The organism is Pseudomonas sp. P1_A1 (assembly GCF_056406935.1).
This window is the reverse complement of record NZ_JBFTZE010000006.1, coordinates 310,386-336,215: the sequence shown is the minus strand read 5'-3', so window position 1 is coordinate 336,215 and position 25,830 is coordinate 310,386. Positions and strand designations below refer to the sequence as shown.

Sequence of the window (25,830 nt, the reverse complement as noted above, 5' to 3'; positions counted from 1 at the left end):
ACAGTCAGACCCTTGAGTTTTATGACTGGGTTTGCCCTGAGGAATGGGCCATTCACAAGCCCTGCGTCATGACCACTGTTCACAATCTAAGGGAGTACTGTAAGGGGCTATCGGGCGGGAACCTTGAGCGTCCTTGACCAGCTCTTGGTCTATTAAAGTTCCGCGCCCATGTTCCGCAAGAAAGGCTCAATTTACGCGCTCCTACGTGAAATCTAATCCACTCGCTGGGTCCTGGCCTTGCTCCGTGAGCGTAGGAGCGAGGCAGTAAACCTCAAGATGTCCTGAAGCCCCGTGTTTGCTGGTCGAAAGTAGCTGTCGTTAAAAACCCTCACTATTGCCACAGCGTCGTGGCGACAGACGAGGACCATTCCAATGACCAGCTATGACCCCGCTCTACACGAAGCCATCACCACCGCATCGCTCGCCATCCCCAAGCGTGGCCGAGGCCGACCAACCAAGATCATCACCAACCTATTCCACGACTTCATCGGTCCGACCACTGACTACGGCCAATATCCTACCTTCGCCATGGACATCCTTGAGGGCATCGCTCGGCTGGACTGGCATGACCGGCCTATCGGGTCTGGTGGCTCATCCAAGCCTCTGTCCGTGAAGCGCCTTGTAGCCATCCTCGCGGAACTTGAGGTCGTCTCAGCGGCCACCGTCATGGCTCAATACCGGCTGGGTCTCCGGCAGGCTCAGCGCTACGTGAAGGCCATTGAGTTGGCGATGCCGTACCTTCTTAAGAGTCGCCCCGATGACCTCAGCCATGAGATGCGCTACGGCTTCCTAAAGGCCGACACCCGAGTCAATGACTGGGAAGACCAGCTTGAGCCGCCAAGTCCTGAAGACCTCGCAAAGCTACACCAAGACCTGAGGACGCTGGGGGCTGAGAGTGTCTCTGATTAAATGCCGCATACTTATAAGAACCCTTAGGACACCCAATCGACCATAGCAATCGACCAGATAACAGACCCCTTATCGACCCGCTCATTGAGAAGAGGGGTAGTGATAATAATCACTCCTCCCAAAAGGAATCTTAAAGAACAACCTCAAGGAGAACTTTATGACTGCTCTCATCACTTGCCCAGCAACCTCAATGCTCGCTGAAGACGACTTAGCCACCTTGTCTCTGGTCTTCCCAGCACCTTCACGACCTCAACTGATTGAGCTTCGTAGAGTCCTGAAGAATCAAAGCGCATCCTTTAGGACCTACGATTCTGGGGTCGTCACCTTCGACACTGATGCCATGCTCAAAGAGGTCGCCTTTAAGCTGTCCGCAAAGACTGCCGAGCGGGTGTCCTCTCTGGTCGCCCAAGGGGTCTGCCTTCAGGCTATCGCTACGTCACCCCTGAAGATCCCCTTGACGGGAGCTGACCCAATATCGCTCAGGGTTTAAGGTCTCCGTCAAGGTGTCGTTTAAAACCCCTCACTATTGAGGAGAGACCAGAGAATCAATAAAAAGATTCCGGTAATCGTCCCTCGCCAGTAGCAATGACCGTCGCCACGGTTGTCCTCAAAGATGCCTCTCAGGTCCGCCATGTCCTGATCCAGCATTAGCCACACAACCCAATCAAGAACCCATTCGTCAGTCTTGGAAGATGCCCACGCGGCTCCCTCCTTGCCGTCTTGTCGTGCGCGTCTATGGCGCCAAGGCTGAACGAATGGGTCGCCCTAATAGGAGATCCAACACCATGCAAATCAACATCACCAACGTCCTGAAAGATGAAGTGACCATCTCCGGTCAGATCATGAAACGTGAGTACGTCGAGACCATCATGCTGCCTTTGTTGATGGCTCAATTTGGCAGCAATAACAGCACCAAGTTCGAGGTTGTTAAGGCCTTCGATGAGGCCGGTCTGTCGCTCACTGCTATTCCCGATGTCGCCCGAGAATACCGCCAAGACCAGCACGCAAAGGCAACTGAGAGAGCCCGCCAGCAACGTGAGTCCGTTGCCCATGCTGAGCGCTGCCGTGAATGGACGCCCCGTGAGCTGGCCCAAGCGAAGGCCGACAGAGAAGCCCGAGCTGCTGCCATTCGAGAACAAGGTGCCCGTGTCCGAGCGGCCTCTCGCTCATCTGGCTGGTAACAGCACCCTCGATACCACATCACTATCTAATTCAGGAGAACCATGCCCATGAAACTGCATAACCAATACGTAGCACCGACCACCACTAACGTTAAGCACCTGACCTCGACCTTCGAGAACGGTAGCACCATCCAGTTCACCACCGGCAACATCCGCTCGGAAGACTTGGCAGCTACCGATGTGTCCGTCTATGTGGAAGCCCTGACAGATGGCCTCGACGAACTCCTAAATAGTGATGAGTGGCGTGAGGCTGCCATGGAGGCAACCCCTTGTGAGTTCCGCCCGGCTGGCTCTGAGGCCAGTGGTCAACAGATCATCACCATGGCCGACCGCACCGTCAGTTTCGACCCTCGTAGGAACTGGGACAATGAGACCATTTCGAAGGGCCCCGTCCTGGCTGGGTCTGTGATCTTCACTGAACCGACCTCTGAGGCATTGCTGATTAGCAAGCGCTTCACCCTACTTGACCATACCTTGATGGCTGGCTTCACCGAGGGCTCCATGAACCAGACCGCTGAGAAGCTGTTGCGGGACATCGAGTATGAGGCCGCTGGGAGTATCGCTAAGATCCTTTCGACCGCCCCAAGCACTGAGAGCTTCTCTGTGGCTAAGCCAACCGGCAAGCCTGTAGAGATCGCTGAGGGCCTTATCGACATCCTGACCATGAACATCAACCAGACTGTGGGCACCTCGCTGGCTGACTTCGTGGTCCTGCTGCCTGCGACCCTGCTGGCTATTCTTGAGCGTGCTGCTCAGAGTGCCGGTGTCGAGGATATTGAGGCTCTGATTGGTGCCTCTGTGCAACCTTACAGCGGCACTGACTATGGTCTGTTCATGCTGCCTAAGATGTTCACCTCGCTGAGCTACCGCGAAGGCCGTAACGGCGACATCTGGAAGATCCAAGCGACCCGTAATGGTGCTCATCAAGCATGGGACATCGAGATCATGACCATTGTGGATATCATCGCCAACGGTAAGGTCCGTGTGAAGCTGACTGCTGATGGTCTTCAGACCGAGACTGTGGCCTTCCCGATGATCACCCGCGTTACTTTGAGCTGATCGTAAAGAGCCCCGTAAGGCCGACCCGAGAGGGAACGGCAGGGGCATCACTTCACAAAAAACCTCACCAACGGGGACCGACAACCTTAGTCCGTATCAGGACCAGCCAACTTCGCTTCAACCCTTCGCCCGTCGCTGGGCATCACCCAATCAATCGTAGAGTCTTCCTGTTTGCTTCTTCATGCCGCCGTCCAGAACCTTTGTCGGGTCTCTGCGCTGGACTGTGGGAGCGAACTTGAGGGAGCAAACAAGAGGAACAAGACAATGAACATGACCAATAGCCCTATTCCTGTATCCCTGATGGGTCACACCTTCTCGGCCAACCAAGACCGCATGTGGCATCTCAACGAGATCCATAAGGGGCTCGACCTGCCAGACAGCAAGTCTCCGTCAAAGTGGGATAATGAAATCTCACGAGCCCTCGAAGCTTCCCGAAATTTCGTGAAGGTGGACAAGGTGGGCTCATTTGCAGATGAGCTGGGGACCATCGCCTATGCCATGTGGGTCTCGCCTGAGTTTTATCTGATGGTGGCCTCTGCTTTCGTCGCCATGCGTAACAGTGCAGTCAGTGAGCTTCGCTATAAGGATGCCCTCTTAGACGCTAATATGCCCAAGGCTTCGACTCTCGATATGAAAGCCCGAGGCGCTGGCCTGACATGGACTGAGGCGTGTCGTGTGGCTGGTATCCAACAACCTCGACTCGCTCAAGATGCTTTGGTCTCAATGGGCGCCTTTGTGTACCCCGTGGATAACTTCGGGTCCCGTGAGGGCTCACCTCGACCACACAAGTCCGGCTTCGAGAAGAGTGCCTTCGTGAAAGTCTCATCGGACTTCGGCAACCGGGAAGGCTGGCGGGTAAAGCCCCGTGGTCTGGATTGGCTGCGCAGCAAGGCCGAGGAGATCAACCTTAAGGTGGCCGAGGAGAAGGCCCGTAAGGACAAAGCCAAGCGAGCCTCCAAGACCCGACTCAAGGAGAACCTCAAGGCATCATCCCCGGACTACTGAGTCCACCACCATCTCAAAAGGAGAACCCAATGGACACCCTACAGGCTGCCTATCTGGTCTGTGTGGCTGTCCATTTTGCCTTTTGGCTTTACGGGCACCTCAAGGGACCTTAACGAGAAAATACAGAAAATTTGGGAATGACCACCTCATTGATACATACCACGCAGGTTCCCCCGTATGCCATCGCTCTGAGGGGTTCGCAGATGCCCGCATGGGGCCTTATCGCGCCCATGTGCGCACTGTAAGCCACGTAATTCAGGGTTCAGCATCAGATGCCTTGCAGCGGCTCTCAGGTGAATCAAAGTGTTAGAACATGGTTAGACACTCGTTAGACAATGCCCGTAGAATGAGGCTTTCAAGCCTTCGAGGTGCCCTTGTGGAGTTTTTGTCCGAGTACGCCAGTTTCCTGGCTAAAACCGTGACACTGGTGATCGCCATTCTGGTGGTCCTGGCCAGTTTTGCGGCGTTGCGCAGCAAAGGTCGGCGCAAGTCGACCGGCCAACTGCAAGTCAGCAAACTCAATGATTTCTACAAAGGGCTGCGCGAACGCCTGGAGCAAACCTTGCTCGACAAGGACCAGCTCAAGGCTTTGCGCAAATCCCAGGCTAAAACCGAGAAAAAGCAAAAGAAGAAACCCGAGGCCAAGCCGCGGGTGTTCGTGCTGGATTTCGACGGCGACATCAAGGCGTCGGCCACTGAAAGCCTGCGCCACGAAATCACCGCGCTGCTGACCCTCGCCACGCCAAAGGATGAAGTGGTGCTGCGCCTGGAAAGCGGCGGCGGCATGGTTCACAGCTACGGCCTGGCATCTTCGCAACTGGCGCGCATTCGCGAGGCCGGCGTGCCGTTGACCGTGTGCATCGACAAGGTCGCGGCCAGCGGCGGCTACATGATGGCGTGCATCGGCGAGAAAATTATCAGCGCACCGTTCGCGATTCTCGGCTCGATCGGCGTGGTGGCGCAGTTGCCCAACGTCAATCGCCTGCTGAAAAAGCATGACATCGACTTCGAAGTGCTCACGGCCGGTGAGTACAAGCGCACCCTGACAGTGTTTGGCGAAAACACCGAGAAGGGCCGGGAGAAATTCCAGGAAGAGCTGGACATCACCCATCAGCTGTTCAAGAACTTCGTTTCCCGCTATCGCCCGCAACTGGCTATCGACGAAGTGGCCACCGGGGAAATCTGGCTCGGTGTTTCGGCACTCGACAAGCAACTGGTGGATGAGCTCAAGACCAGCGACGAATACCTCGCTGAACGCGCTAAACAGTCCGAGCTCTATCATTTGCATTACGCCGAACGTAAAACCCTCCAGGAGCGCATCGGCATGGCGGCCAGCGGTTCGATCGATCGCGTATTGCTGAGCTGGTGGAGCCGGTTGACCCAGCAACGCTTCTGGTAACCGTACCAGGCATCACCGTCAGTAAAAAAAACCGTGGATTGCCCACGGTTTTTTTTGACCTTCAGAAGGTGTCCACTCACCCTCAAGAAATAACGAATTTTCCTAATGCCATTGTMGATCGGTCGCGCTTTCGTGTGGAGTCAGGCGGAGTAGGGTGACTGGCCTGAATTGACTGCAATGGATTGCACCATGAACGAGCTCCTTCACCACGTTGCCGCACCTCATCCAGCCCCATCGTTGCGAATGCGCGACGAACTGAAAGCGGCACTGGACATCGCTCTCCCCCAAACCCCCGGCCAGTTGGGCGAACACCTGATCAAGGAAAAATGGGGGCAGGACATCGACCCGCAGACGACCTTGATGGTCACCCTCGATTACCACTACAAGGGCCACCCTGAAGAGAATGGTTTCCAGCAAGGCCAGGTGGCGAACTCGCGGTCGCTGCTGCAAGCGCTGCTCTCAAATTACGACGGTTGGGGACGGCCGTTTTGCTGAAACCGCCTTTGGTCTGTACACACCGCCGGACGTCGGCCCGACGGTGCGGATTGTCGAGCATGTCGACGAGTTCGCCGATTACGGCAGCGGCAATCACGACACCTATGAAGGCATCTTTATACGGCACTTCTCGGTGTGTTGACGGACGACGACCGAGTCTGACATTCAGTGAGCGCGCCGCTGCTCAATTGACGGATCTGACTCGCCTGCAAGCGCTCGACTTGAGCGACAACCCATTGAATGTTCCGCCGTTGGTGCTGGGAATGAACGACTTGCGCCAGCTCATCTTGAGAAACACCCGGATCAGCACCTGCCCGGTCGGCATTCTGGATCAGCCTTATCTGATGACCCTGGACCTGCGTAATAACCACATCGCCCGTGTGCCACCGTCCGTGATGAACCAGGGAATCGCCAGGGACCGTTTGCTGTTGCAGGGCAATCCGATGACGGATGAGGATACGCTGTTACGCGTCGTGGATCACCGACGGCGGACCGGCATCAACCTGTGGTTGAACGAGCCTGGCGCAGGCTACGGCAACGTCAATGAATGGCTGCACGACGTCGATGACGGGCAACGGGAAGCCCGGCGCTCGATCTGGCAGAGGCTGGCGGCGAGCCCGCAGGGTACTCGCTTGTTGAGATTCATGGACGGCATAAGCCTGACGGCGGATTTCCGCATCGACTATCTGTCGCTGCAGGCGAGGGTGTGGCGGATGCTCGGTGATGCCGACGCTTCAGTGGCATTGCGAACGCAGTTGGTTCAGGAGATTGAGGCGGCTCAGATCGATCCTGAAAACCCGTTTGCGCTGTTCACGGCACTTGAGGACCGTGCCCGGTTTTGTCGGGACTGGGAGGCCATGGGACGACCGTTTCCGATAGGCACGCAGTAAGGGAAAAACCTTGAACCCCGCAAGGGGTTCAAGGTGTGACGATCAACGGCGACGGAACAGCGGCAGAGGTTCGTCGGTGGCGGCCTGATAGGTCACCGAGAAGTCCTTGAGGCCTTCAAGGGCTTCGTAGGGGTCTTTATCGGCGCGAATGGCAAAGGCATCGAAACCGCAACGGTGCATGTAGAACAGCTGGTCGCGCAGCACATCGCCAATTGCCCGCAGTTCGCCTTTGAAACCATAGCGGTCACGCAGCAGACGGGCGTTGGAGTAATTGCGACCATCGGTGAAGGCTGGGAAGTTCAGGGCGATGACCTGGAAGTTCGCCACGTCATCACCGATTTCTTCAGCTTCTTCGTCGGCATCCAGCCAGACACCCAGGCCGCCATCGCGGGCCTTGAGCATACGGCTGTGTTCGCGCCACAGTTGCAGCGGGACGATCAGGTCGTCGCAGTTGCTGATCTCGTCGATGTTGAAATCTTTCGGCAGCAAGTGCCAGGTTTCGTCGACGACTTCGTTGTTCTTAATTATTCGCTGCATAGACGCGCTCCTTGAAGAGGTCGATGCCGATACGCTGATAAGTGTCGATGAAGCGCTCGTCTTCGGTACGTTGTTCGATGTACACGTCGATCAGCTTCTCGATCACATCAGGCATGGCTTCCTGGGCGAAGGACGGGCCGAGGATCTTGCCCAGGCTTGCATCGCGACTGGCGCTGCCACCCAGGGACACCTGGTAGAACTCTTCGCCTTTCTTGTCCACTCCGAGAATGCCGATGTGGCCGACATGGTGGTGACCACAGGCGTTCATGCAGCCGGAGATGTTCAGGTCCAGCTCGCCGATGTCGAACAGGTAGTCCAGGTCGTCGAAACGGCGCTGGATCGATTCGGCGATCGGGATCGACTTGGCGTTGGCCAGGGAGCAGAAGTCGCCGCCAGGGCAGCAGATGATGTCGGTCAGCAAGCCGATGTTCGGCGTGGCGAAACCTTGCTCGCGCAACTCGCCCCACATCGCGAACAACTGGCTCTGCTCGACATCGGCCAGAATGATGTTCTGCTCGTGGGAGGTGCGCAGCTGACCGAAGCTGTAACGATCGGCGAGGTCGGCAACGGCATCGAGCTGTTTGTCGGTGATGTCGCCCGGTGCAACGCCGGTCGGTTTCAGGGACAGCGTCACGGCGACGTAACCCGGCTTTTTGTGGGCCAGGGTGTTGCGGGCACGCCAGCGGGCGAAGCCCGGGTGCTGCTTGTCGAGGTCGGCCAGTTCGGCCGTCTGATTGTCCAGAGCCTTGTAGTCCGGATCGACAAAGTGCTTGGCCACGCGATGCACTTCGGCCTCGGTCAGCGTGGTCTGGCCACCGCGAAGGTGTTCCATTTCCGCATCGACTTTTTGTGCGAACACTTCAGGCGTCAGGGCCTTGACCAGAATCTTGATCCGCGCCTTGTACTTGTTGTCGCGACGGCCGTAGCGGTTGTAGACCCGCAGAATGGCGTCGAGGTAGCTCAACAGGTCCTGCCACGGCAGGAATTCGTTGATGAACGCGCCCACCACCGGCGTACGGCCCAGGCCGCCACCGACCAGCACACGGAAGCCCAGTTCGCCCGCGGCGTTGTGCACCGGCTCAAGGCCGATGTCATGGACTTCGATGGCCGCACGGTCGGACGTCGAACCGTTGATGGCGATTTTGAATTTACGCGGCAGGTAGGCGAATTCCGGGTGGAACGTGGTCCACTGACGGACGATTTCGCACCATGGCCGCGGGTCGATCAACTCGTCGGCGGCGACACCGGCGAACTGGTCGGTGGTGACGTTGCGCAGGCAGTTGCCGCTGGTCTGGATCGCGTGCATCTGCACGGTCGCCAGCTCAGCCAGGATGTCCGGGATGTCTTCCACGGCCGGCCAGTTGAACTGCACGTTCTGCCGGGTACTGATGTGGGCGTAGCCCTTGTCATAGTCGCGGGCAATCTTGGCCATCATTCGCGTCTGGCGCGAAGTGAGTTGGCCATAAGGCACCGCCACCCGCAGCATCGGGGCAAAGCGCTGGATATAAAGGCCATTTTGCAGGCGCAGGGGGCGGAATTCTTCTTCGCTCAGCTCGCCTGCCAGATAGCGTCGGGTCTGATCACGGAACTGCTTGACGCGGTCCTCGATGATCCGCTGATCGTACTCGTCGTATACGTACATATAAGTCCTGTTCTCAGGCTTGGGCCGGTCGGATACAGCTGCGTTTTCGCAAGCTTTCATCCGGTTCTGCCTCGGCAATTCTGCGCGCACGGCCGCGCACTCCCAACGGAGCCGACGCAAGATACCAGTTTGCAGTTATGCGCAAAAGTGATGTTTGAGTATATGCAAAGAACCAAAACGACTAATGAAATTCGTAGTGGAAAAACCCTCATTTGTGGTGCGGGCAATCATCGTCTTAACTGTGCTCGAGTCTTTATGCAATCACCGATAAAACCGACAAGAGGCGATGCAATGAGCAACCCAACCAAAGCAAGGAAAAGCGATAGCACGGTCGATGCCTGGGCGATTTTGTTCCTGATCATCCTGGTCGTGGGTACGGCGGTGTTCTGGGTCAGCCATCAATAAACGACCCCGTCCGAGCCCGGCGCCGACAATTGTCGGACTAAAAGCCGGAATAAGCGCCGTTTCAAGGGCCTTCGCTGGCTATAATGCGCCGCGGATTTTCGGGGGCTCGGACGATCAATGTTGAAGTTCTTCTGTGGTGTAGTGCTGGCGCTTGGCGCGGTCCTGGGACCGTGTGCCCAGGCGGCGTCCGTATTGTTCCTCAATCCTGGGACCAGCCAAGAGACATTCTGGGTCAGTTACTCGCAGTTCATGCAGGCCGCGGCCAAGGACCTGGGCATGGATTTGCATATCCAATATGCCGAGCGAAACGCCGAGACCACACTCAAACAGGCCCGCGAAGCGTTGCAAGGGCCGAGTCGGCCGGACTACCTGGTGTTCTCCAACGAACTGTATGTCGCCCCCGAAATCCTGCGCCTGGCTCAAGGCAGCGGCGTGAAGCTGTTTTTGGTCAACAACGGCCTGACCGCCGACCAGATGCGCCTGCTCGGCGCCCAGCCGGACAAGTATCCCGACTGGCTGGGTAGCCTGGTGCCCAACAATGAGGAGGGCGGCTACCTGATGCTCAAGGAACTGATTCGCCTGCATGGCCCGGTCGCACCCGGTGAGGTCATCGAACTGGTGGCCTTTTCCGGCCTGAAAATCACGCCGGCTGCGCAACAGCGTGAGCAGGGCATGATGCGGGCATTGGCCGAACACCCCGAAGTGCGGTTGCGCCAGTTGGTGTATGGCGGCTGGACCCGCGAGCGCGCCCATGAACAGGCCAGGTTATTGTTCAAGCGTTACCCGCAAACATCGCTGGTCTGGTCGGCTAACGATGAAATGGCTTTCGGCGCCATGCAGGCGTACGCCGAAACGGGAGGTCAGCCGGGCAAGGGTGTGCTGTTCAGCGCCATCAACAATTCACCGGCCGCGTTGCAGGCGCTGTTGGAGGGGCGGCTAAGCGTGTTGTTGGGCGGGCACTTCACTCTGGGCGGTTGGGCGCTTGTGCAGTTGCATGACTACGACCAGGGGGTGGATGTCAGCCAGTACGGCGGGCGCGACCGGCAGATTCCGTCATTGCAACTGATCGACCACGCGCAAGCCCGGCGGCTGCTGGCCATGGGTGCCACTCAGGATTACAACGTGGATTTTAAAAAGCTCTCGGCCAAGGGGCGGCCGACGTCGTACCGCTACCCGTTCAGCTTGCAAACCCTGATGCATTGAGTCGGCTCAGATCCCGGCCAGGTGCAACACCAGTTTGACGATGCCGAACAGCGTCAGGGCGAACACCACCGTGAACAGAATCCCCAGAATCACAAAATGACTGGGCTTGCCGTGGGTGAAATCCCGGGCCCGGTTTTTCCCGCTTTGCACCCCGAACGCCGCCGCCATGACGCTGTGCAGCATCTGCCAGAAGGTCGGTGGTTTGTCGTGGTTATTGTTGTCGACTGGATCGTCCATAAATCCCCCGTCACGAATGTGTATGAGGCAAGCATGGGAGCAAGCTCCCTCGCCACAACGGCTCCCACAGGGGAAGGGGGTTAGTTGTCGTAACCCAGGTTAGGCGCCAGCCAGCGCTCGGTCACGCTCAACTCCTGGCCTTTGCGCGAGGTGTAGCTCTGCACCTGATCCTTGTCGATCTTGCCCACGGCGAAATACTGCGCCTGCGGGTGAGCGAAGTACCAGCCGCTGACCGCCGCCGCCGGGAACATCGCGTAGTGCTCGGTGAGGAACACGCCGCTGCGGCCGGCCTTGAGCTCTTCCGCTTCCGGGTCCAGCAGCTTGAACAGCGTGGCTTTCTCGGTGTGATCCGGGCACGCCGGGTAGCCCGGAGCAGGGCGGATGCCGGTGTATTGCTCTTTGATCAGTGCCTCGTTGTCCAGCGTCTCGTCCTTGGCGTAGCCCCAATAGTCTTTACGCACTTGTTGGTGCAACCACTCGGCGCACGCCTCGGCCAAACGGTCGGCCAGGGCCTTGACCATGATCGAGTTGTAATCGTCGCCAGCCTCTTGATAGGCCTTGGCCACTTCTTCGGCGCCGATCCCGGCGGTGGTGATGAAACCACCCACGTAGTCGGTCACGCCGCTGTCCTTCGGCGCGACGAAGTCGGCCAGGGAGAAGTTCGGCTTACCGTCGGTCTTGATGATCTGCTGGCGCAAGTGATGCAGCTTGGCCAATGGCTTGCGGTCATCGCCGTAGACTTCGATGTCGTCGTCGCGCACCTGGTTGGCTGGCCAGAAACCGAACACCGCACGGGCGCTGATCAGCTTCTCGTCGATCAACTTGGCAAGCATTTCCTGGGCATCGGCGTACAGCGCGGTGGCGGCTTCACCGACCACTTCATCCTGCAGGATGCGCGGGAACTTGCCGGCCAGGTCCCAGGAGATGAAGAACGGTGTCCAGTCGATGTATTCGGCCAAAACCTTCAGGTCGATGTTGTCCAGCACCTTGGCGCCGGTGAACGTCGGTTTGACCGGCTCATAGTTGGCCCAGTCGAACTGCGGTTTCTTGGCGATGGCCGCCGGGTAGCTCAGGCGCTCGGTGCGGGCGCTGCGGTTGGCGGTGCGCTCGCGAACGTCGATGTATTCCAGGCGGGTCTTCTCGACGAAACCGGCTTTCAGTTCCTTGGACAACAACTGCGTCGCCACGCCCACGGCGCGGGAGGCGTCGGTGACGTAGATCACCGCGTCGTTGCTGTACTTGGGCTCGATCTTCACCGCCGTGTGCGCTTTGGAGGTGGTCGCGCCACCGATCATCAGCGGCAGATAGAAGTCCTGACGCTGCATCTCGCGGGCCACGTGAACCATTTCGTCCAGCGAAGGCGTGATCAGGCCGGACAGGCCGATGATGTCGCACTTCTCGTCTTTGGCGACCTGCAGGATCTTCTCCGCCGGCACCATCACGCCGAGGTCGACGATGTCGTAGCCGTTACAGCCCAGCACCACGCCGACAATGTTCTTGCCGATGTCGTGCACGTCGCCCTTGACCGTGGCCATGAGGATCTTGCCCTTGGCTTCCGGCTTGTCGCCTTTTTCCAGTTCGATGAACGGAATCAAGTGAGCCACGGCCTGCTTCATCACGCGGGCGGACTTCACCACTTGCGGCAGGAACATTTTGCCGGCGCCGAACAGGTCACCGACGATGTTCATGCCGGCCATCAACGGGCCTTCGATGACTTCGATCGGGCGCGCGAACGACAGGCGCGACTCTTCGGTGTCTTCGACGATGTGGGTGGTGATGCCCTTGACCAGCGCATGCTCCAGACGCTTGTTGACGTCCCAGTTGCGCCATTCTTCGGTCTCGGCTTCCTTGACGCTGCCGTCGCCCTTGTACTTGTCGGCGATGGCGAGGAGGGCGTCGGTGCCTTCCGGAGTACGGTTGAGGATCACGTCTTCAACGGCGTCGCGCAGCTCCACCGGGATCTGGTCGTAGATCTCCAGTTGGCCGGCGTTGACGATACCCATGGTCAGGCCGTTGCGGATTGCATACAGCAGGAACACCGAGTGAATCGCCTCGCGCACCGGGTTGTTGCCACGGAACGAGAACGACACGTTGGACACACCGCCGGAGCTCAGGGCGTACGGCAGTTCGTCGCGGATGTAGGCACAGGCGTTGATGAAGTCCACAGCGTAGTTGTTGTGTTCTTCGATACCGGTGGCCACGGCGAAGATGTTCGGGTCGAAGATGATGTCTTCCGGCGGGAAGCCGACTTCGTTGACCAGAATGTCGTAGGAGCGTTTGCAGATTTCTTTCTTGCGCGCTTCGGTGTCGGCCTGGCCGGCTTCATCGAAGGCCATCACCACCACCGCGGCGCCATAGCGCTTGCACAGTTTGGCGTGATGAATGAACTGCTCGACACCTTCCTTCATGCTGATGGAGTTGACGATGCCCTTGCCCTGGATGCACTTGAGGCCGGCTTCGATCACTTCCCACTTGGAGGAGTCGATCATGATCGGGACGCGGGAGATGTCCGGTTCGCCGGCAATCAGATTGAGGAAGGTCACCATGGCCTTCTTCGAGTCGAGCATCCCTTCGTCCATGTTGATGTCGATCACCTGGGCGCCGGCTTCGACCTGCTGCAGGGCGACTTCCAGGGCTTCGGTGTAGTTGTCTTCACGGATCAGGCGGGCGAATTTGGCGGAACCGGTAATGTTGGTCCGCTCGCCGACGTTGACGAACAGCGAACTGCGATCGATGGTGAACGGTTCCAGGCCCGACAGGCGGCAGGCCTTGGGGATGTCCGGAATTTCGCGCGGGGCGTAACCGGCTACCGCTTTGGCGATGGCTTCGATGTGGCCCGGTGTGGTGCCGCAGCAGCCGCCAACGATGTTGAGGAAGCCACTTTGGGCGAACTCTTCGATGACCTTGGCGGTTTGGGCCGGCAGTTCGTCGTACTCGCCGAATTCGTTCGGCAGGCCGGCGTTCGGGTGCGCCGACACGTGGGTGCTGGCTTTGTTCGACAGCTCTTCCAGGTACGGGCGCAGTTCACGGGCGCCGAGGGCGCAGTTCAGGCCGACGGAAATCGGCTTGGCGTGGGCCACGGAGTTCCAGAACGCTTCGGTGGTCTGGCCGGAGAGGGTGCGACCAGAGGCATCGGTGATGGTGCCGGAAATCATGATCGGCAGCTCGACGCCCAGCTCTTCGTAAACCCCTTGCACGGCGAAGATCGCCGCTTTGGCGTTGAGGGTGTCGAAAATGGTTTCGATCAGGATCAGGTCGGCGCCGCCTTCGATCAGGCCTTTGGTAGCCTCGGTGTAGTTCTCCACCAGTTCATCGAAGGTCACGTTGCGGTAGCCGGGGTTGTTCACGTCAGGCGACAGCGAGCAGGTACGACTTGTAGGACCGAGCACACCGGCGACGAAGCGTGGTCGGTCCGGGGTTTCCAGAGTCTTGGCGTCCGCCACCTTGCGCGCCAGGCGTGCGCCTTCTACGTTGAGTTCGTACGCCAGGCCTTGCATGCCGTAGTCGGCCTGGGACACTTGGGTGGCGTTGAAGGTGTTGGTTTCCAGAATGTCGGCGCCGGCATCCAGGTAGGCTTTTTCAATAGAGCCAATCACATCCGGGCGGGTCAGCACCAACAGGTCGTTATTGCCTTTGACATCGCTCGGCCAGTCGGCGAAGCGTTTGCCACGGTAATCCTGTTCCTCGAGCTTGTAGCTCTGGATCATTGTCCCCATGCCGCCGTCGAGAATCAGGATGCGCTCTTTGAGGGCGTGCTTGAGAGCTTGAAGGCGAACGCTGCGATCGGACATTTGGACTACTCGGTAAGGCCATGACGAAGGGCCGGGATAATAACAAACCTGTGTGCTTTTGGAGCATGTGCCGGTTTTGCATGAATATCGTTCATGTTGGTGCGCAAGCCAGACCGGTAGAATCGCGGCGTTTTCTCATGATCAGGACCAGGGATATGTCGTATCGCGTCGTCACCAGCCTATTGATGCTGCTTTTAAGCGGGGGCGCCGCTGCGCAAGGTCCGGACATTTCCTACGTTCGCGACATTCAACCGATCTTCACCGAAAAGTGCGTGGCCTGCCATGCCTGCTACGACTCCGCCTGTCAGCTCAACCTGGGCAGTGGTGAAGGGGCGTCCCGAGGTGCGACGAAGGCGCCAGTCTATGACGGCGAACGTAGCAAGGCAGCCGCGCCGACCCGGTTGTTTTATGACGCCTTCGGCAAGCGTGCCTGGCAGCAAAAGGGCTTCTATTCAGTGCTCGACGCCCAAGGCAGCCAGGCGGCACTGATGGCGCGGATGCTTGAGCTGGGGCACAAAACCCCGTTGCAACCCAACGCCAAGCTACCGGAAGACATCGTCCTGGGCCTGAACCGGGAAAACCAGTGCGCCATGCCAGCGGAGTTCAGCGATTACGCCAACTCTCATCCGAAAGAGGGCATGCCGCTGGCGGTCACCGGCTTGACCGATCAGCAGTACCAGACGCTGCAGCGCTGGCTGGCCTCCGGCGCGCCGATCGATCAGCAGGGCCTGGTGCCCAGCGCCAGGGAAGCCTTGGAAGTGGTGCAGTGGGAAAACCTGCTGAATGCGCCGGGCGCCCGGGAGAGCCTGGTCGGGCGCTGGCTGTTCGAGCACTGGTTCTTGGCCCATATCTATTTCAAGGACGGCGAGCTGGGGCATTTCTTTCAGTGGGTACGTTCGCGCACGCCGACGGGGCAGCCCATCGACCTGATCAACACCCGTCGTCCGAATGACGATCCGGGCACTCAGGTCTATTACCGTCTGTGGCCGGTGCAAGGCGTGATCGTGCACAAGACCCACATCACCTACCCGCTGAGCGCGGCGAAGATGGCGCGGATCAAGAGCCTGTTTTACAACGGCAACTGGCAGGTCTACGCGTTGCCGGGCTACGGGCCGGAGCGGCGGGCCAATCCGTTTGCCACGTTCGAAGCGATCCCGGCCCAGGCGCGTTACCAGTTCATGCTCGATAACGCCGAATACTTCGTGCGCACCTTTATTCGCGGCCCGGTCTGCCGGGGCCAGATCGCCACCGACGTGATTCGCGACAACTTCTGGGCACTGTTCCAGGCCCCGGAACATGACCTTTATATCACCGACCCGAAATATCGCGGCCAGGCTACGCCGTTGCTGGCGATGCCGGGGCAGAACGATGACGTCGGCAGTGTCCTGAGCCTGTGGCACGACTACCGCAACAAACGCAACGAATATGAGGCCCTGCGCCGGGACAGCTATGCCGACTTGCCGGCGCCGAGCTGGTCGACCCTGTGGGCTGGCAATGACAACGCACTGCTGAGTATCTTTCGGCATTTCGACAGCGCCTCGGTGACCAAGGGCCTGATCGGCGATGTGCCGCAGACGATGTGGCTGTTCGATTACCCGTTGCTGGAACGCACGTATTACCAACTGGCGGTCAACTTCGATGTGTTCGGCAACGTGTCCCATCAGGCTCAGACCCGGCTGTACTTCGACCTGATCCGCAACGGCGCCGAGCAGAACTTTCTGCGCCTGATGCCGGCCAGCTCACGGGACGGCTATCTCGACGATTGGTACCAGAACAGCGGCAAGTTCAAGATGTGGCTGGATTACGAGGACATCGACAACGACAAGCCGACGGCGCTGACGCTGGACGAAAACGACCCGAAACGCGATTTCGCCTTGCAGTTGCTGTCCCGTTACGGCGAGCTCAATGCCAGGCCCGATCCGATCAACCGCTGCGACGGCGCTTACTGCTCGCGGCCGAACATCGATCCGGCGTTGCAGAACGCCGAGCAGGCCCTGAGCCGCCTGACGTCGCGCCCGGCCGCCGGTTTGAAAGTCATCGATCAGTTGCCGGAAGCCACGATGTTGCGCATCGAAACCCCAAGCGGCAAGCGCGAGGTCTACAGCCTGCTGCGTAACCGGGCCCACAGCAACGTGGCGTTCCTGCTCGGAGAGTCGCTGCGTTATCAGCCGGGGCTCGACACGTTGACGATCTATCCGGGTGTTCTGAGCAGCTACCCGAACTTCATGTTCAACATTGCGGCCGGGCAAGTGCCGGCGTTTGTCGACGAGATGGAAAACGCCAAAGACGCCGCCAGTTTCGAAAAAATCGTCGAACGCTGGGGCATTCGTCGCAGTCATCCGCAGTTCTGGCAGTATTTCCATGATCTGAGCCGCTACATCCACGACACCGACCCGGTGGAAGAGGGCGTGCTGGACATGAATCGCTACGAGAATCTTTGATGACCGCTTTCCCGACAAAAATACTAGGACTTTGTGCGGCGCGTCGATTGGCGTAAACTGCGTCCAAGCCTGCGAGGAGTTTCCATGACCGCTATTACCATTACCGACGCCGCCCATGATTACCTGGCCGATCTGCTCTCCAAGCAGAACACCCCGGGTATCGGCATCCGCGTCTTTATCACCCAGCCTGGCACCCAGTACGCCGAAACCTGCATTGCCTACTGCAAGCCGGGCGAAGAAAAACCTGAAGACACGGCGTTGGGGCTCAAAAGCTTCACCGCTTATATCGACTCGTTCAGCGAAGCGTTTCTGGACGATGCGGTAGTCGACTACGCCACCGACCGCATGGGCGGCCAACTGACCATCAAGGCGCCAAACGCCAAAGTCCCGATGGTCAACGCCGACAGCCCGGTCAACGAGCGCATCAACTACTACCTGCAAACCGAGATCAACCCGGGGCTGGCCAGCCACGGCGGTCAGGTCAGCCTGATCGATGTGGTCGAAGACGGCATCGCCGTGCTGAAGTTTGGCGGCGGTTGCCAGGGCTGCGGCCAGGCAGACGTCACCCTGAAGGAAGGCATCGAGCGCACCTTGCTCGAGCGCATTCCCGAGCTCAAGGGTGTACGTGACGTGACTGACCACACGCAGAAAGAAAACGCCTACTACTAAGGTGTTCGCTGCAGAAACGAAAAAACGGCACCCGTGAGTGCCGTTTTTTTTGATCGTTCCCACGCTCTGCGTGGGAACGATCATCTCAGGGTCTGTAGAGGTGAGCATGCCCCGCGCGATACAGCGACGATTCACTGAAGTGATCGCTGCCCAGCACCCGACCCACCAGAATCAGCGCCGTCCGGCGAAAGCCCTTGGCTTGTACCTTCTGCGCAATGTCCGCAAGCGTCCCCACCACCCAATCCTGATCCGGCCAGGTCGCCCGGTGAATCACCGCGATCGGGCAGTCGGCGCCGTAGTGCGGCAGCAATTGGGCAAGGATCTTCTCCAGATGATTGACCCCCAGGTGGATCGCCATGGTCGCCCCGTGTTGCGCCAGGCTACCCAGCTCTTCGCCAGCGGGCATGGCGGTCTTGTCGGCGTAACGGGTCAGAATCACGCTCTGTGACACGTCCGGCAGGGTCAGTTCGGCACCCAAAAGGGCCGCGCAGGCGGCGGTGGCGGTGACACCGGGAATGATTTCGAAAGGGATGTCGAGTTCACGCAAGTAGCGAATCTGCTCGCCGATCGCGCCGTACAGGCTCGGGTCGCCGGAATGCACCCGGGCCACGTCCTGGCCGCTGGCGTGGGCGGTCTTGATCAGCTCGACGATCTGTTCCAGGTGCAGTTCGGCGCTGTTGACCACCTGTTCGGCTCGGTGGCCTTCCAGCACGGCGGCGGGGACCAGGGAGCCGGCATAGATGATGACCGGGCAGCTACGAATCAGCCGCTGGCCTTTGACGGTGATCAGTTCCGGGTCGCCGGGGCCGGCGCCAATGAAGTAGACGGTCATCGTCGTTTCCTGTCAGAAATAGGGCCTGGGCATGCTTCAGATGAAGAATGCTCATGATCGAAGGCGGGGATTATCGGGGATTTTACGCGGCGCTGGCCAATGCCAGGGTGGCCTGGGCGTATTTTTGTCGTGGAATCAGCAACTTTGCCGGTGCCTGGGCCAATTGTTCGGCCAGAGCCAACGCGGCACTCTCCGCCACACCGTAGCAACCGGTGCGTTCAAACGCGATGTCCGAGTGGTGGCTGAGTTGCGGTTCATAACCGGCCAATTGTTCGCTGCTGAAATACATCAACGGCAATGCCAGCTGTTCGGCCAGTTGGATCAGGCCAGGTTCATCGCGCTTGAGGTCGATGCTGGCCAGGGCCTTGATCTCACGAAGCTCGATCTGATGGGCCTGTAACGCCTGATCGAGCAGCGCCCGCAGCGTGCTGACGGGGCAGCCGCGCTGGCAGCCCAGGCCGACCACCAGGGTCGGCACTGTGCCGCTTTCAGTCATGCGCTGTAATGTCCATCGCTTTTGCGGCGGAACAACCAGGCGCTGATCAGGCCCAGGGCCAGCCAGAACGCCACGTTGGTCAGCTGCGAAGCGATCTTGAATTGCGTTTCCAGAGCTTCCGGCGCCAGCATTGAATGGACTTCCGGTTGTGGTGCGCCAATCACATGCGGCACGGCCAGGATCGCCACGCCGAGCGCTTTCATCAGCCAGTGACGGCTGAACACGATCAACGCGATGCCGACGGCCGTGGACGCGGCAGTGCCGATCCACCAGATTTGCCGTTGCGCCAGATCAGCCGCGGCAGTGCCCGGCAGCTCAGGCGGCAGGCCGAGAGTCGGAGCCAGCACGAACGTCGCATAACCGGCCAGGCCCCAGAGCAGGCCCTGAGAGGTTTTGGTCGGTGCGCGCAGGGTGTAAAGACCGGCGAGCATCAGGGCGAAACCGACGGCTACTACCAGGTTGCCGCCGGTAGTGGACAGCACGCGCTGCCAGCCGTCTTCCGGCTCCCAGGCTTGGGCATCGTGGGTGTGAGCGACTGCGCCCGCGGCGTGCTCGTGGACTTCAACAGCGGCCGGCTCGGATTTTTCGTAGGTCTCGGCCTGCAAAATCAGCGGGGCGACCCAGAAGCTTTGCAGCAGGGTCAATAGCAGGGCGGCCAGCAGCCCGGTGAAACCTGCGGTTTGCGCAATACGCTTGATCATCTCGGCAGGACTCAATGGCACGGAAATGCGGAGCTGTGACGGGTATCGTGCGCGGCGTTGTGCACCGCTTCGATGTGCGAGAAACCGGCGAAATACACAAGGCTGGCGCCAAGGATCGACGCACACACGGCGGCGGTCAGGCGTTGAGTCAGGGTCGTGGTGGTGCTGGCGATGCTCTTATCGGTGTTGCTGCCGGTGCTGCTGATGATCGACATGGCGCTTCCCTCTGGTCTGTCAGCGGGCGAATAGAGCGCATGAAAACCTCCGCACGCCAAGGGCTCGCAGAGATTTCGAACAGCGCCCGCCCACCGCGGGTTTGTTATTCAGTGAACGTAAAAGTCACTTTGTGTTGCGGGCCGGTCTCCGGGCTCGCGAGGGGCCGGGCTTGCGCCTGGACCTGCAAGCATCACCTTCCCATGCCGTATGACCGGCACAGTGGATCTGACGCTTCACTCGCTTACCGTTGCGGGGGCAGCACCGGACTGACATGGCTTTAGAGTAAAGCACATGATTCACCGGTTTCCCGTTTCACCCTGTGAAGGGCACCCGTAACAGGGCGTGTAGGAGAGCATGGGCGAGGGCGGGGAGTCAATTGGCAGGGGTTCTCAATTGGAGGCCAAATGCCGATTGGTTCTTTGTAGGGGCGGGTGGCGTGCGCAGTGATTGACCCGCCCCCACACGATGCGTAGCCTTGCGCTTTCGAGGTTCTTCGGCGTCTGCCGAAGCTAAGAAGGGAACGCGGTCGATGCCGCGGCTGCCCCCGCAACTGTGAACGGTGATGTTCGCTGCCACGCCACTGCAAACCCTGTGCAACGGGCTCGCGGGAAGGCGCAGCGAATGCCAGGCTGACCCGCCCGGCACACCGTCAGCCAGGAGACCTGCCTCGACACAGATTCTCACTTTCAACCGGGCGGGGTGATCCGGTGGCGAACTCTTCAGGCACGCGCCCCCGCGTTGCCGGTCGTCGTCCCGTATGCCCGCCACCTTGCCAAAGGGCATCCGATGAAAACACTGGCCAAACTCCCCGTCACCATCGTTACCGGCTTCCTCGGTTCGGGCAAAACCACCTTGCTGCGGCACATGCTCGACAATGCCCAGGGCCGTCGCATTGCGGTGATCGTCAACGAGTTCGGCGAGCTGGGCATCGACGGCGAGATCCTCAAGCAGTGCTCCATCGGCTGCACTGAAGAAGAGGCCAGCGGTCGCGTCTATGAACTGGCCAACGGCTGCCTGTGCTGCACCGTCCAGGAAGAGTTCTTCCCGGTGATGCGCGAACTCGTCGCGCGTCGCGGCGATCTCGACCACATCCTCATCGAAACCTCGGGCCTGGCCCTGCCAAAGCCTTTGGTTCAAGCCTTCCAGTGGCCGGAAATCCGCAGTGCCTGCACCGTTGACGCTGTCATCACCGTGGTCGACAGCCCAGCCGTGGCCGCCGGCACTTTCGCTGCATTCCCGGATCAAGTGGACGCCCAGCGCAAACTCGACCCGAACCTGGACCACGAATCGCCGCTGCACGAACTGTTCGCCGACCAACTGGCCAGCGCCGACCTGGTAATCCTCAACAAGGCTGACCTGATCAGCGCCGCAGACCTGGCCCGCGTGCGCCTGGAAGTCGCCGAAGAGCTGCCGCCAGCGGTGAAAGTCATCGAAGCCAGCAGCGGTCGCTTGCCCCTGGACGTGCTGATCGGCCTCGGTGCCGGTTCCGAAGAACATATCGACAGTCGCCACAGCCATCACGATCATCACCATGAAGGTGAAGACGATCATGATCACGACCATGACGCATTCGACTCGATCTCGATCGAACTGCCGCAAGCCGACGAAAGTCTGCTGATGGACGCGCTGACGCAACTGGTGGTGCAGCACGGCATTCTGCGGGTCAAGGGTTTCGCGGCGGTGCCGAACAAGCCGATGCGCCTGCTGATTCAGGGCGTGGGCACGCGTTTCGACAAGCACTTTGACCGTCAGTGGGGCGCGGATGAAGCACGCACCACCCGTCTGGTGTTGATCGGTCAGGCGCTGGACGCCGTTCAACTCGAAGCGCAATTGCGCGCTGCGCTCAGCGTTTAACCCATGCACCTGCTCAGGACCCAGCCCGGCGGTTTCGTGTCGGATGACAACATTGCCGACCTTGGACAAACCCCCGCCGAGCTGGTGATCCTGTGCAGCGGCGATTCCAGTCTGGCGTTGCTCGCCGAGGCGGCGCAGCAGCTGCCCGACGATTACCCGAGCCTGCGCCTGGCCAACCCAATGCAGGTGCAGAATCACGCCTCGGTCGATCTTTATGTCGACGAAGTGCTGCGCCACGCCAAGGTGATTCTGATCTCGCTGCATGGCGGCATCGCCTATTGGCGTTACGGCATCGAGCGTCTGGTGGAATTGTCCCAGCGCGGTGTGCAGTTGATTCTGGTGCCGGGCGACGATCGTCCGGACCCGGAACTCAGCGATCTGAGCACCGTGATCCCCGAAGACCGCGACCGGCTCTGGCACTTCCTGCGTCAGGGCGGCATGGCCAATGCGCTCGACCTGTTTCGCTGCCTCGCCAGTCGCTGGCTGGGTCGCGACTATCCATGGTCCGAGCCGCAAACCCTGCCACGCACCGCGATCTACCACCCGCAAAAAAGCCCCGCGCACCTTCAGGATTGGCAAGCCGATTGGCAGGCCGGTCAACCGGTGGCGGCGGTGCTGTTTTACCGCTCGCACTTGCAGGCGGCGAACACCGGTTTCATCGATATTTTCTGCCAGCGTTTGCAGGCGGCGGGGCTTAACCCGTTGCCGATTGCCGTGGCCAGTCTGAAAGAATCCGGCTGCCTGATGGTGGTCGAGGACTTGCTGGATGAAGTCAAGGCGGGGGTGATTCTCAACACCACCGGTTTCGCCCAGTCCAGCCCTGAAGCGCCGCATCTGCGGCCGTTTCGTCGCAACATCCCGGTGATTCAGGCGATCTGCGCCCAGGACAACGAGCCCGGTTGGCGTGCCAGCGAGCAAGGCCTCGGTCCCCGTGACTTGGCGATGCACATCGCGCTGCCGGAGCTGGACGGGCGAATCATCAGTCGGCCGATCAGCTTCAAGGATCTGGCGTGGCGCAGCGAGCGCAGTCAGTCCGATGTGGTTTGCTATCGACCACAACCGGAACGGATGGATTTTGTCGCTGAACTGGCACGGCGCTGGATCGATCTGGCGCGAGTGCCCAACGGTGAAAAACGCATTGCCCTGATCCTCGCCAACTACCCGACTCGCGATGGACGCATCGGCAATGGCGTCGGTCTCGACACACCCGCCGCGGCGCTGAACATCCTGCGTGCACTGCATCAAGAAGGTTATCCACTACCGGCCGAGTTGCCGGACAGCGGCACCGCGCTGATCCAGCAACTGCTCGGTGGCGTCAGCAATGACCTGGACACGCTCGATCAACGTCCATGTCAGCAAAGCCTGGCGCTGGACGATTACTTTTTGATGTTCAACGCGCTGCCCGAAGCCAATCGCGAGGCGGTGCTGCAACGTTGGGGCTCGCCTGAAAACGATCCGATGTTCCGTGGCGGGCGAATGATGATTGCCGGGTTGCGCTTCGGCCTGACCTTCGTCGGCATTCAACCGGCCCGGGGTTATCAGGTTGACCCGAGCGCGGTCTATCACGACCCGGACCTGGTGCCGCCCCACGGTTATCTGGCGTTCTACTTCTGGTTGCGCAACACCTACGGCGCCCACGGCGTGATCCACGTCGGCAAGCACGGCAACCTCGAATGGCTGCCGGGCAAGGGCGTCGGGTTATCTGAAAACTGCTGGCCTGACGCGCTGCTCGGACCGCTGCCGAACATCTATCCGTTCATCGTCAACGACCCGGGCGAGGGCGCCCAGGCCAAGCGCCGTACGCAAGCGGTGATCATCGATCACCTGATGCCGCCCCTGACCCGCGCCGAAACCTACGGCCCGTTGCGCAACCTGGAGTTGTTGGCCGACGAATATTACGAAGCGCAGTTGCTCGATCCACGCCGCGCCCGGGAACTGCAACGCGACATTCTGCAACTGGTGCGCGACACGCACATTGACCGCGAACTGCAACTGGACGAGAAGCTCGACAGCGATGCCGACGCGGCGATCTGGTTGCCGCGCCTGGACACTTACCTGTGTGACTTGAAGGAATCGCAGATCCGCGATGGCCTGCATGTGTTTGGCGAGTCGCCGACCGGGCGTTTGCGCATCGACACTTTACTGGCCTTGTTGCGTATTCCTCGCGGCGACGGCCGTGGTGCGCAATCGAGCGTGCTGCGGGCGCTGGCCAAGGCGTTCGAGTTGGGCGTCGACCCACTGGATTGCGTGTTGGCCGAGCCCTGGAACGGTCCTCGGCCGGATGCCTTGCAGGCGGTCAGTGATGAGCTGTGGCGCACGGCGGGGGATACCCGTGAGCGTCTGGAACTGTTCGCCGCGCAGTTGATCGGGCAGGCCTTGAGCGCTGAAATTGCTCCGTTGAACCAGCCAGGCTGGTCCGACGTGAGCGCGATCATCGACAGTTTGTGCGAGGTGGTTGCGCCACGCCTGGACGCCTGCGGCCCGGCGGAAATGCGCGGCCTGCTGGACGCCCTCAGCGGGCGATTCGTCCCGGCCGGGCCGAGTGGTGCGCCCAGCCGTGGACGGCTGGACGTGTTGCCCACCGGGCGCAATTTCTATTCGGTGGACGTGCGCAACCTGCCGACCACCACGGCGTGGCGCATCGGTTTTCAATCCGCGAACCTGATTCTTGAGCGGCACTTGCAGGATCACGGCGATCATTTGCGTCAGCTCGGCCTGTCGGTCTGGGGCACCGCGACCATGCGCACCGGCGGCGACGACATTGCCCAGGCCATGGCCTTGATGGGCGTGCGGCCGGTGTGGGCGACGGGCAGTCAGCGGGTCGATGACTTCGAGATTCTGCCGTTGAGCCTGCTGGACCGGCCGCGGGTGGACGTGACCTTGCGCGTCTCCGGATTTTTCCGCGATGCCTTTGCCAACCTGATCCGGCTGTTCGACGCCGCCGTGCAAGCGGTCGCCGCGCTGGATGAACCGGACGATCTCAACCCGTTGGCAGCCAAGGTTCGTGCCGAGCGCGAAGCACTGCTGGAATCCGGTCTGGATGAAGAGGCGGCCAGACGGCAGGCCGGCTGGCGGATCTTCGGGGCCAAACCGGGTGCTTACGGTGCCGGCGTGCAGGGCGCCATCGACGGTCGTTTGTGGCAGAGCCGCGAAGACCTGGCCGAGGTTTACCTGAACTGGGGCGGCTACGCTTACGGCGGCTCCGATGAAGGCACCGCCGCACGCGAGCAGTTCGCCCAGCGTCTGAGCCAGGTGCAGGCCGTGCTGCAAAACCAGGACAATCGCGAGCACGACTTGCTCGATTCCAACGACTATTACCAGTTCCAGGGCGGCATGCTGGCGGCCGTCGAAAGCCTCAGCGGTGCAGCGGCGGCGAGTTATCACGGCGACCACAGTCAGCCGGACTTGCCGAAGATCCGCACATTGAAGGAAGAGTTGAACCGAGTGATCCGTTCCCGGGCGGCCAATCCGAAATGGATCGACGGGATCAAGCGTCATGGCTATAAAGGCGCGTTCGAACTGGCGGCGACGGTCGATAACCTGTTTGCGTTCGACGCCACCACGCAGCTGATCGACGATCACCAGTATGCGTTGCTGGCGGACGCCTATTTACTTGATCCAGCGACCCGGGAGTTTGTTCGCGAACACAATCCCCACGCCTTGCGCGACATGACCGAGCGCCTGCTCGAAGCGCAGCAACGGGGGATGTGGCAGGAGCCGGGTGAATACCGTGAGGCGCTGGAGAATTTGTTGCTGGACATAGAAGAAGACAGTTAGCGGGATCGTTCCCACGCTCTGCGTGGGAACGCCTCTACGGACGCTCCGCGTTCGGCTGTTGGGACGCAGAGCGTCCCGGGCTGCATTCCCA

The 25,830-nt window shown here is 60.0% G+C and carries 19 protein-coding genes, 2 pseudogenes and 2 riboswitches; of the genes and pseudogenes, 13 read left to right on the top strand and 8 right to left on the bottom strand.

Annotated elements, in window-relative coordinates:
* Positions 1-372 precede the first annotated feature (372 nt).
* From AC1D2Q_RS12120 to AC1D2Q_RS12085, 8 genes and pseudogenes are all read left to right on the top strand, one after another.
* On the top strand, positions 373-909 hold the full coding sequence (locus AC1D2Q_RS12120; protein ID WP_477813318.1) for a hypothetical protein: 537 nt from the start codon (positions 373-375) through the stop codon (positions 907-909).
* Positions 910-1,066: 157 nt separating this feature from the next.
* Positions 1,067-1,399, top strand: coding sequence for a hypothetical protein (locus AC1D2Q_RS12115; protein ID WP_477813317.1), 333 nt, complete (start codon positions 1,067-1,069; stop codon positions 1,397-1,399).
* A gap of 295 nt (positions 1,400-1,694) precedes the next feature.
* Positions 1,695-2,090, top strand: a complete 396-nt coding sequence (locus AC1D2Q_RS12110; RefSeq protein WP_477813316.1) for a hypothetical protein — start codon at positions 1,695-1,697, stop codon at positions 2,088-2,090.
* 48 nt (positions 2,091-2,138) lie between these two features.
* Positions 2,139-3,149 carry a hypothetical protein gene (locus AC1D2Q_RS12105; protein WP_477813315.1) on the top strand — a complete coding sequence of 337 codons (1,011 nt, stop codon included), beginning with the start codon at positions 2,139-2,141 and terminating at the stop codon, positions 3,147-3,149.
* A 264-nt stretch (positions 3,150-3,413) separates the two neighbouring features.
* Complete coding sequence (locus AC1D2Q_RS12100) at positions 3,414-4,154, top strand: hypothetical protein (protein WP_477813314.1); 741 nt, start codon at positions 3,414-3,416, stop codon at positions 4,152-4,154.
* A 376-nt stretch (positions 4,155-4,530) separates the two neighbouring features.
* A complete protein-coding gene (gene sohB / locus AC1D2Q_RS12095) occupies positions 4,531-5,553 on the top strand; it encodes a protease SohB (RefSeq protein WP_018927637.1) in 1,023 nt (340 codons plus the stop codon).
* A gap of 189 nt (positions 5,554-5,742) precedes the next feature.
* Positions 5,743-6,166: pseudogene (locus AC1D2Q_RS12090) on the top strand (hypothetical protein); the annotation flags it as partial.
* A gap of 28 nt (positions 6,167-6,194) precedes the next feature.
* Positions 6,195-6,938, top strand: a pseudogene (locus AC1D2Q_RS12085) (NEL-type E3 ubiquitin ligase domain-containing protein); the annotation flags it as partial.
* A 42-nt stretch (positions 6,939-6,980) separates the two neighbouring features.
* Here the strand turns inward: AC1D2Q_RS12085 and AC1D2Q_RS12080 are convergent.
* Both AC1D2Q_RS12080 and AC1D2Q_RS12075 read right to left on the bottom strand, forming a co-directional pair.
* Complete coding sequence (locus AC1D2Q_RS12080; protein WP_007941763.1) at positions 6,981-7,475, bottom strand: DUF934 domain-containing protein; 495 nt, start codon at positions 7,473-7,475, stop codon at positions 6,981-6,983.
* Positions 7,459-9,117, bottom strand: a complete 1,659-nt coding sequence (locus AC1D2Q_RS12075; protein ID WP_018927640.1) for a nitrite/sulfite reductase — start codon at positions 9,115-9,117, stop codon at positions 7,459-7,461. The genes AC1D2Q_RS12080 and AC1D2Q_RS12075 overlap by 17 nt, the downstream gene beginning before the upstream one ends.
* Before the next feature lie 522 nt (positions 9,118-9,639).
* Between AC1D2Q_RS12075 and AC1D2Q_RS12070 the strand changes: the two genes are divergently transcribed.
* Positions 9,640-10,725, top strand: a complete 1,086-nt coding sequence (locus AC1D2Q_RS12070; protein ID WP_477813313.1) for an ABC transporter substrate-binding protein — start codon at positions 9,640-9,642, stop codon at positions 10,723-10,725.
* Positions 10,726-10,731: 6 nt separating this feature from the next.
* On the opposite strand, the gene AC1D2Q_RS12065 is transcribed toward AC1D2Q_RS12070, so the two are convergent.
* The gene (locus AC1D2Q_RS12065) at positions 10,732-10,962 is read right to left on the bottom strand and encodes a DUF2970 domain-containing protein (RefSeq protein ID WP_477813312.1); all 231 of its coding nucleotides are present in this window, start codon (positions 10,960-10,962) and stop codon (positions 10,732-10,734) included.
* A gap of 80 nt (positions 10,963-11,042) precedes the next feature.
* Positions 11,043-14,753 carry a methionine synthase gene (gene metH, locus AC1D2Q_RS12060; RefSeq protein ID WP_477813311.1) on the bottom strand — a complete coding sequence of 1,237 codons (3,711 nt, stop codon included), beginning with the start codon at positions 14,751-14,753 and terminating at the stop codon, positions 11,043-11,045.
* 155 nt (positions 14,754-14,908) lie between these two features.
* Between metH and AC1D2Q_RS12055 the strand changes: the two genes are divergently transcribed.
* Complete coding sequence (locus AC1D2Q_RS12055) at positions 14,909-17,194, top strand: fatty acid cis/trans isomerase (protein WP_477813310.1); 2,286 nt, start codon at positions 14,909-14,911, stop codon at positions 17,192-17,194.
* Positions 17,195-17,278: 84 nt separating this feature from the next.
* On the top strand, positions 17,279-17,863 hold the full coding sequence (gene nfuA, locus AC1D2Q_RS12050; protein WP_007946504.1) for a Fe-S biogenesis protein NfuA: 585 nt from the start codon (positions 17,279-17,281) through the stop codon (positions 17,861-17,863).
* Between the two features lie 85 nt (positions 17,864-17,948).
* Here nfuA and cobM read toward each other — a convergent pair whose 3' ends face one another.
* The 4 genes from cobM to AC1D2Q_RS12030 form a co-directional block, all read right to left on the bottom strand.
* Positions 17,949-18,695 (bottom strand): precorrin-4 C(11)-methyltransferase, encoded by a 747-nt coding sequence (gene cobM / locus AC1D2Q_RS12045; RefSeq protein ID WP_477813309.1) that lies wholly within the window; start codon positions 18,693-18,695, stop codon positions 17,949-17,951.
* Between the two features lie 82 nt (positions 18,696-18,777).
* Entirely contained in the window at positions 18,778-19,191 is a 414-nt protein-coding gene (locus AC1D2Q_RS12040; RefSeq protein WP_477813308.1) for a cobalamin biosynthesis protein, read from the bottom strand.
* Positions 19,188-19,892 carry a CbtA family protein gene (locus tag AC1D2Q_RS12035; protein WP_477813307.1) on the bottom strand — a complete coding sequence of 235 codons (705 nt, stop codon included), beginning with the start codon at positions 19,890-19,892 and terminating at the stop codon, positions 19,188-19,190. Before AC1D2Q_RS12035 ends, AC1D2Q_RS12040 begins: the two co-directional genes overlap by 4 nt.
* Before the next feature lie 11 nt (positions 19,893-19,903).
* Entirely contained in the window at positions 19,904-20,107 is a 204-nt protein-coding gene (locus tag AC1D2Q_RS12030) for a CbtB domain-containing protein (RefSeq protein WP_477813306.1), read from the bottom strand.
* 122 nt (positions 20,108-20,229) lie between these two features.
* Positions 20,230-20,457: riboswitch (cobalamin riboswitch) on the bottom strand.
* A gap of 120 nt (positions 20,458-20,577) precedes the next feature.
* Positions 20,578-20,792: riboswitch (cobalamin riboswitch) on the top strand.
* 102 nt (positions 20,793-20,894) lie between these two features.
* On the opposite strand from AC1D2Q_RS12030, the gene cobW reads away from it, so the two are divergent.
* Positions 20,895-21,962: a cobalamin biosynthesis protein CobW gene (gene cobW / locus AC1D2Q_RS12025; protein ID WP_477813305.1), complete on the top strand. Its 1,068-nt coding sequence runs from the start codon at positions 20,895-20,897 to the stop codon at positions 21,960-21,962.
* 3 nt (positions 21,963-21,965) lie between these two features.
* Positions 21,966-25,739 (top strand): cobaltochelatase subunit CobN, encoded by a 3,774-nt coding sequence (cobN, locus tag AC1D2Q_RS12020; RefSeq protein WP_477813304.1) that lies wholly within the window; start codon positions 21,966-21,968, stop codon positions 25,737-25,739.
* Positions 25,740-25,830: the final 91 nt, after the last annotated feature.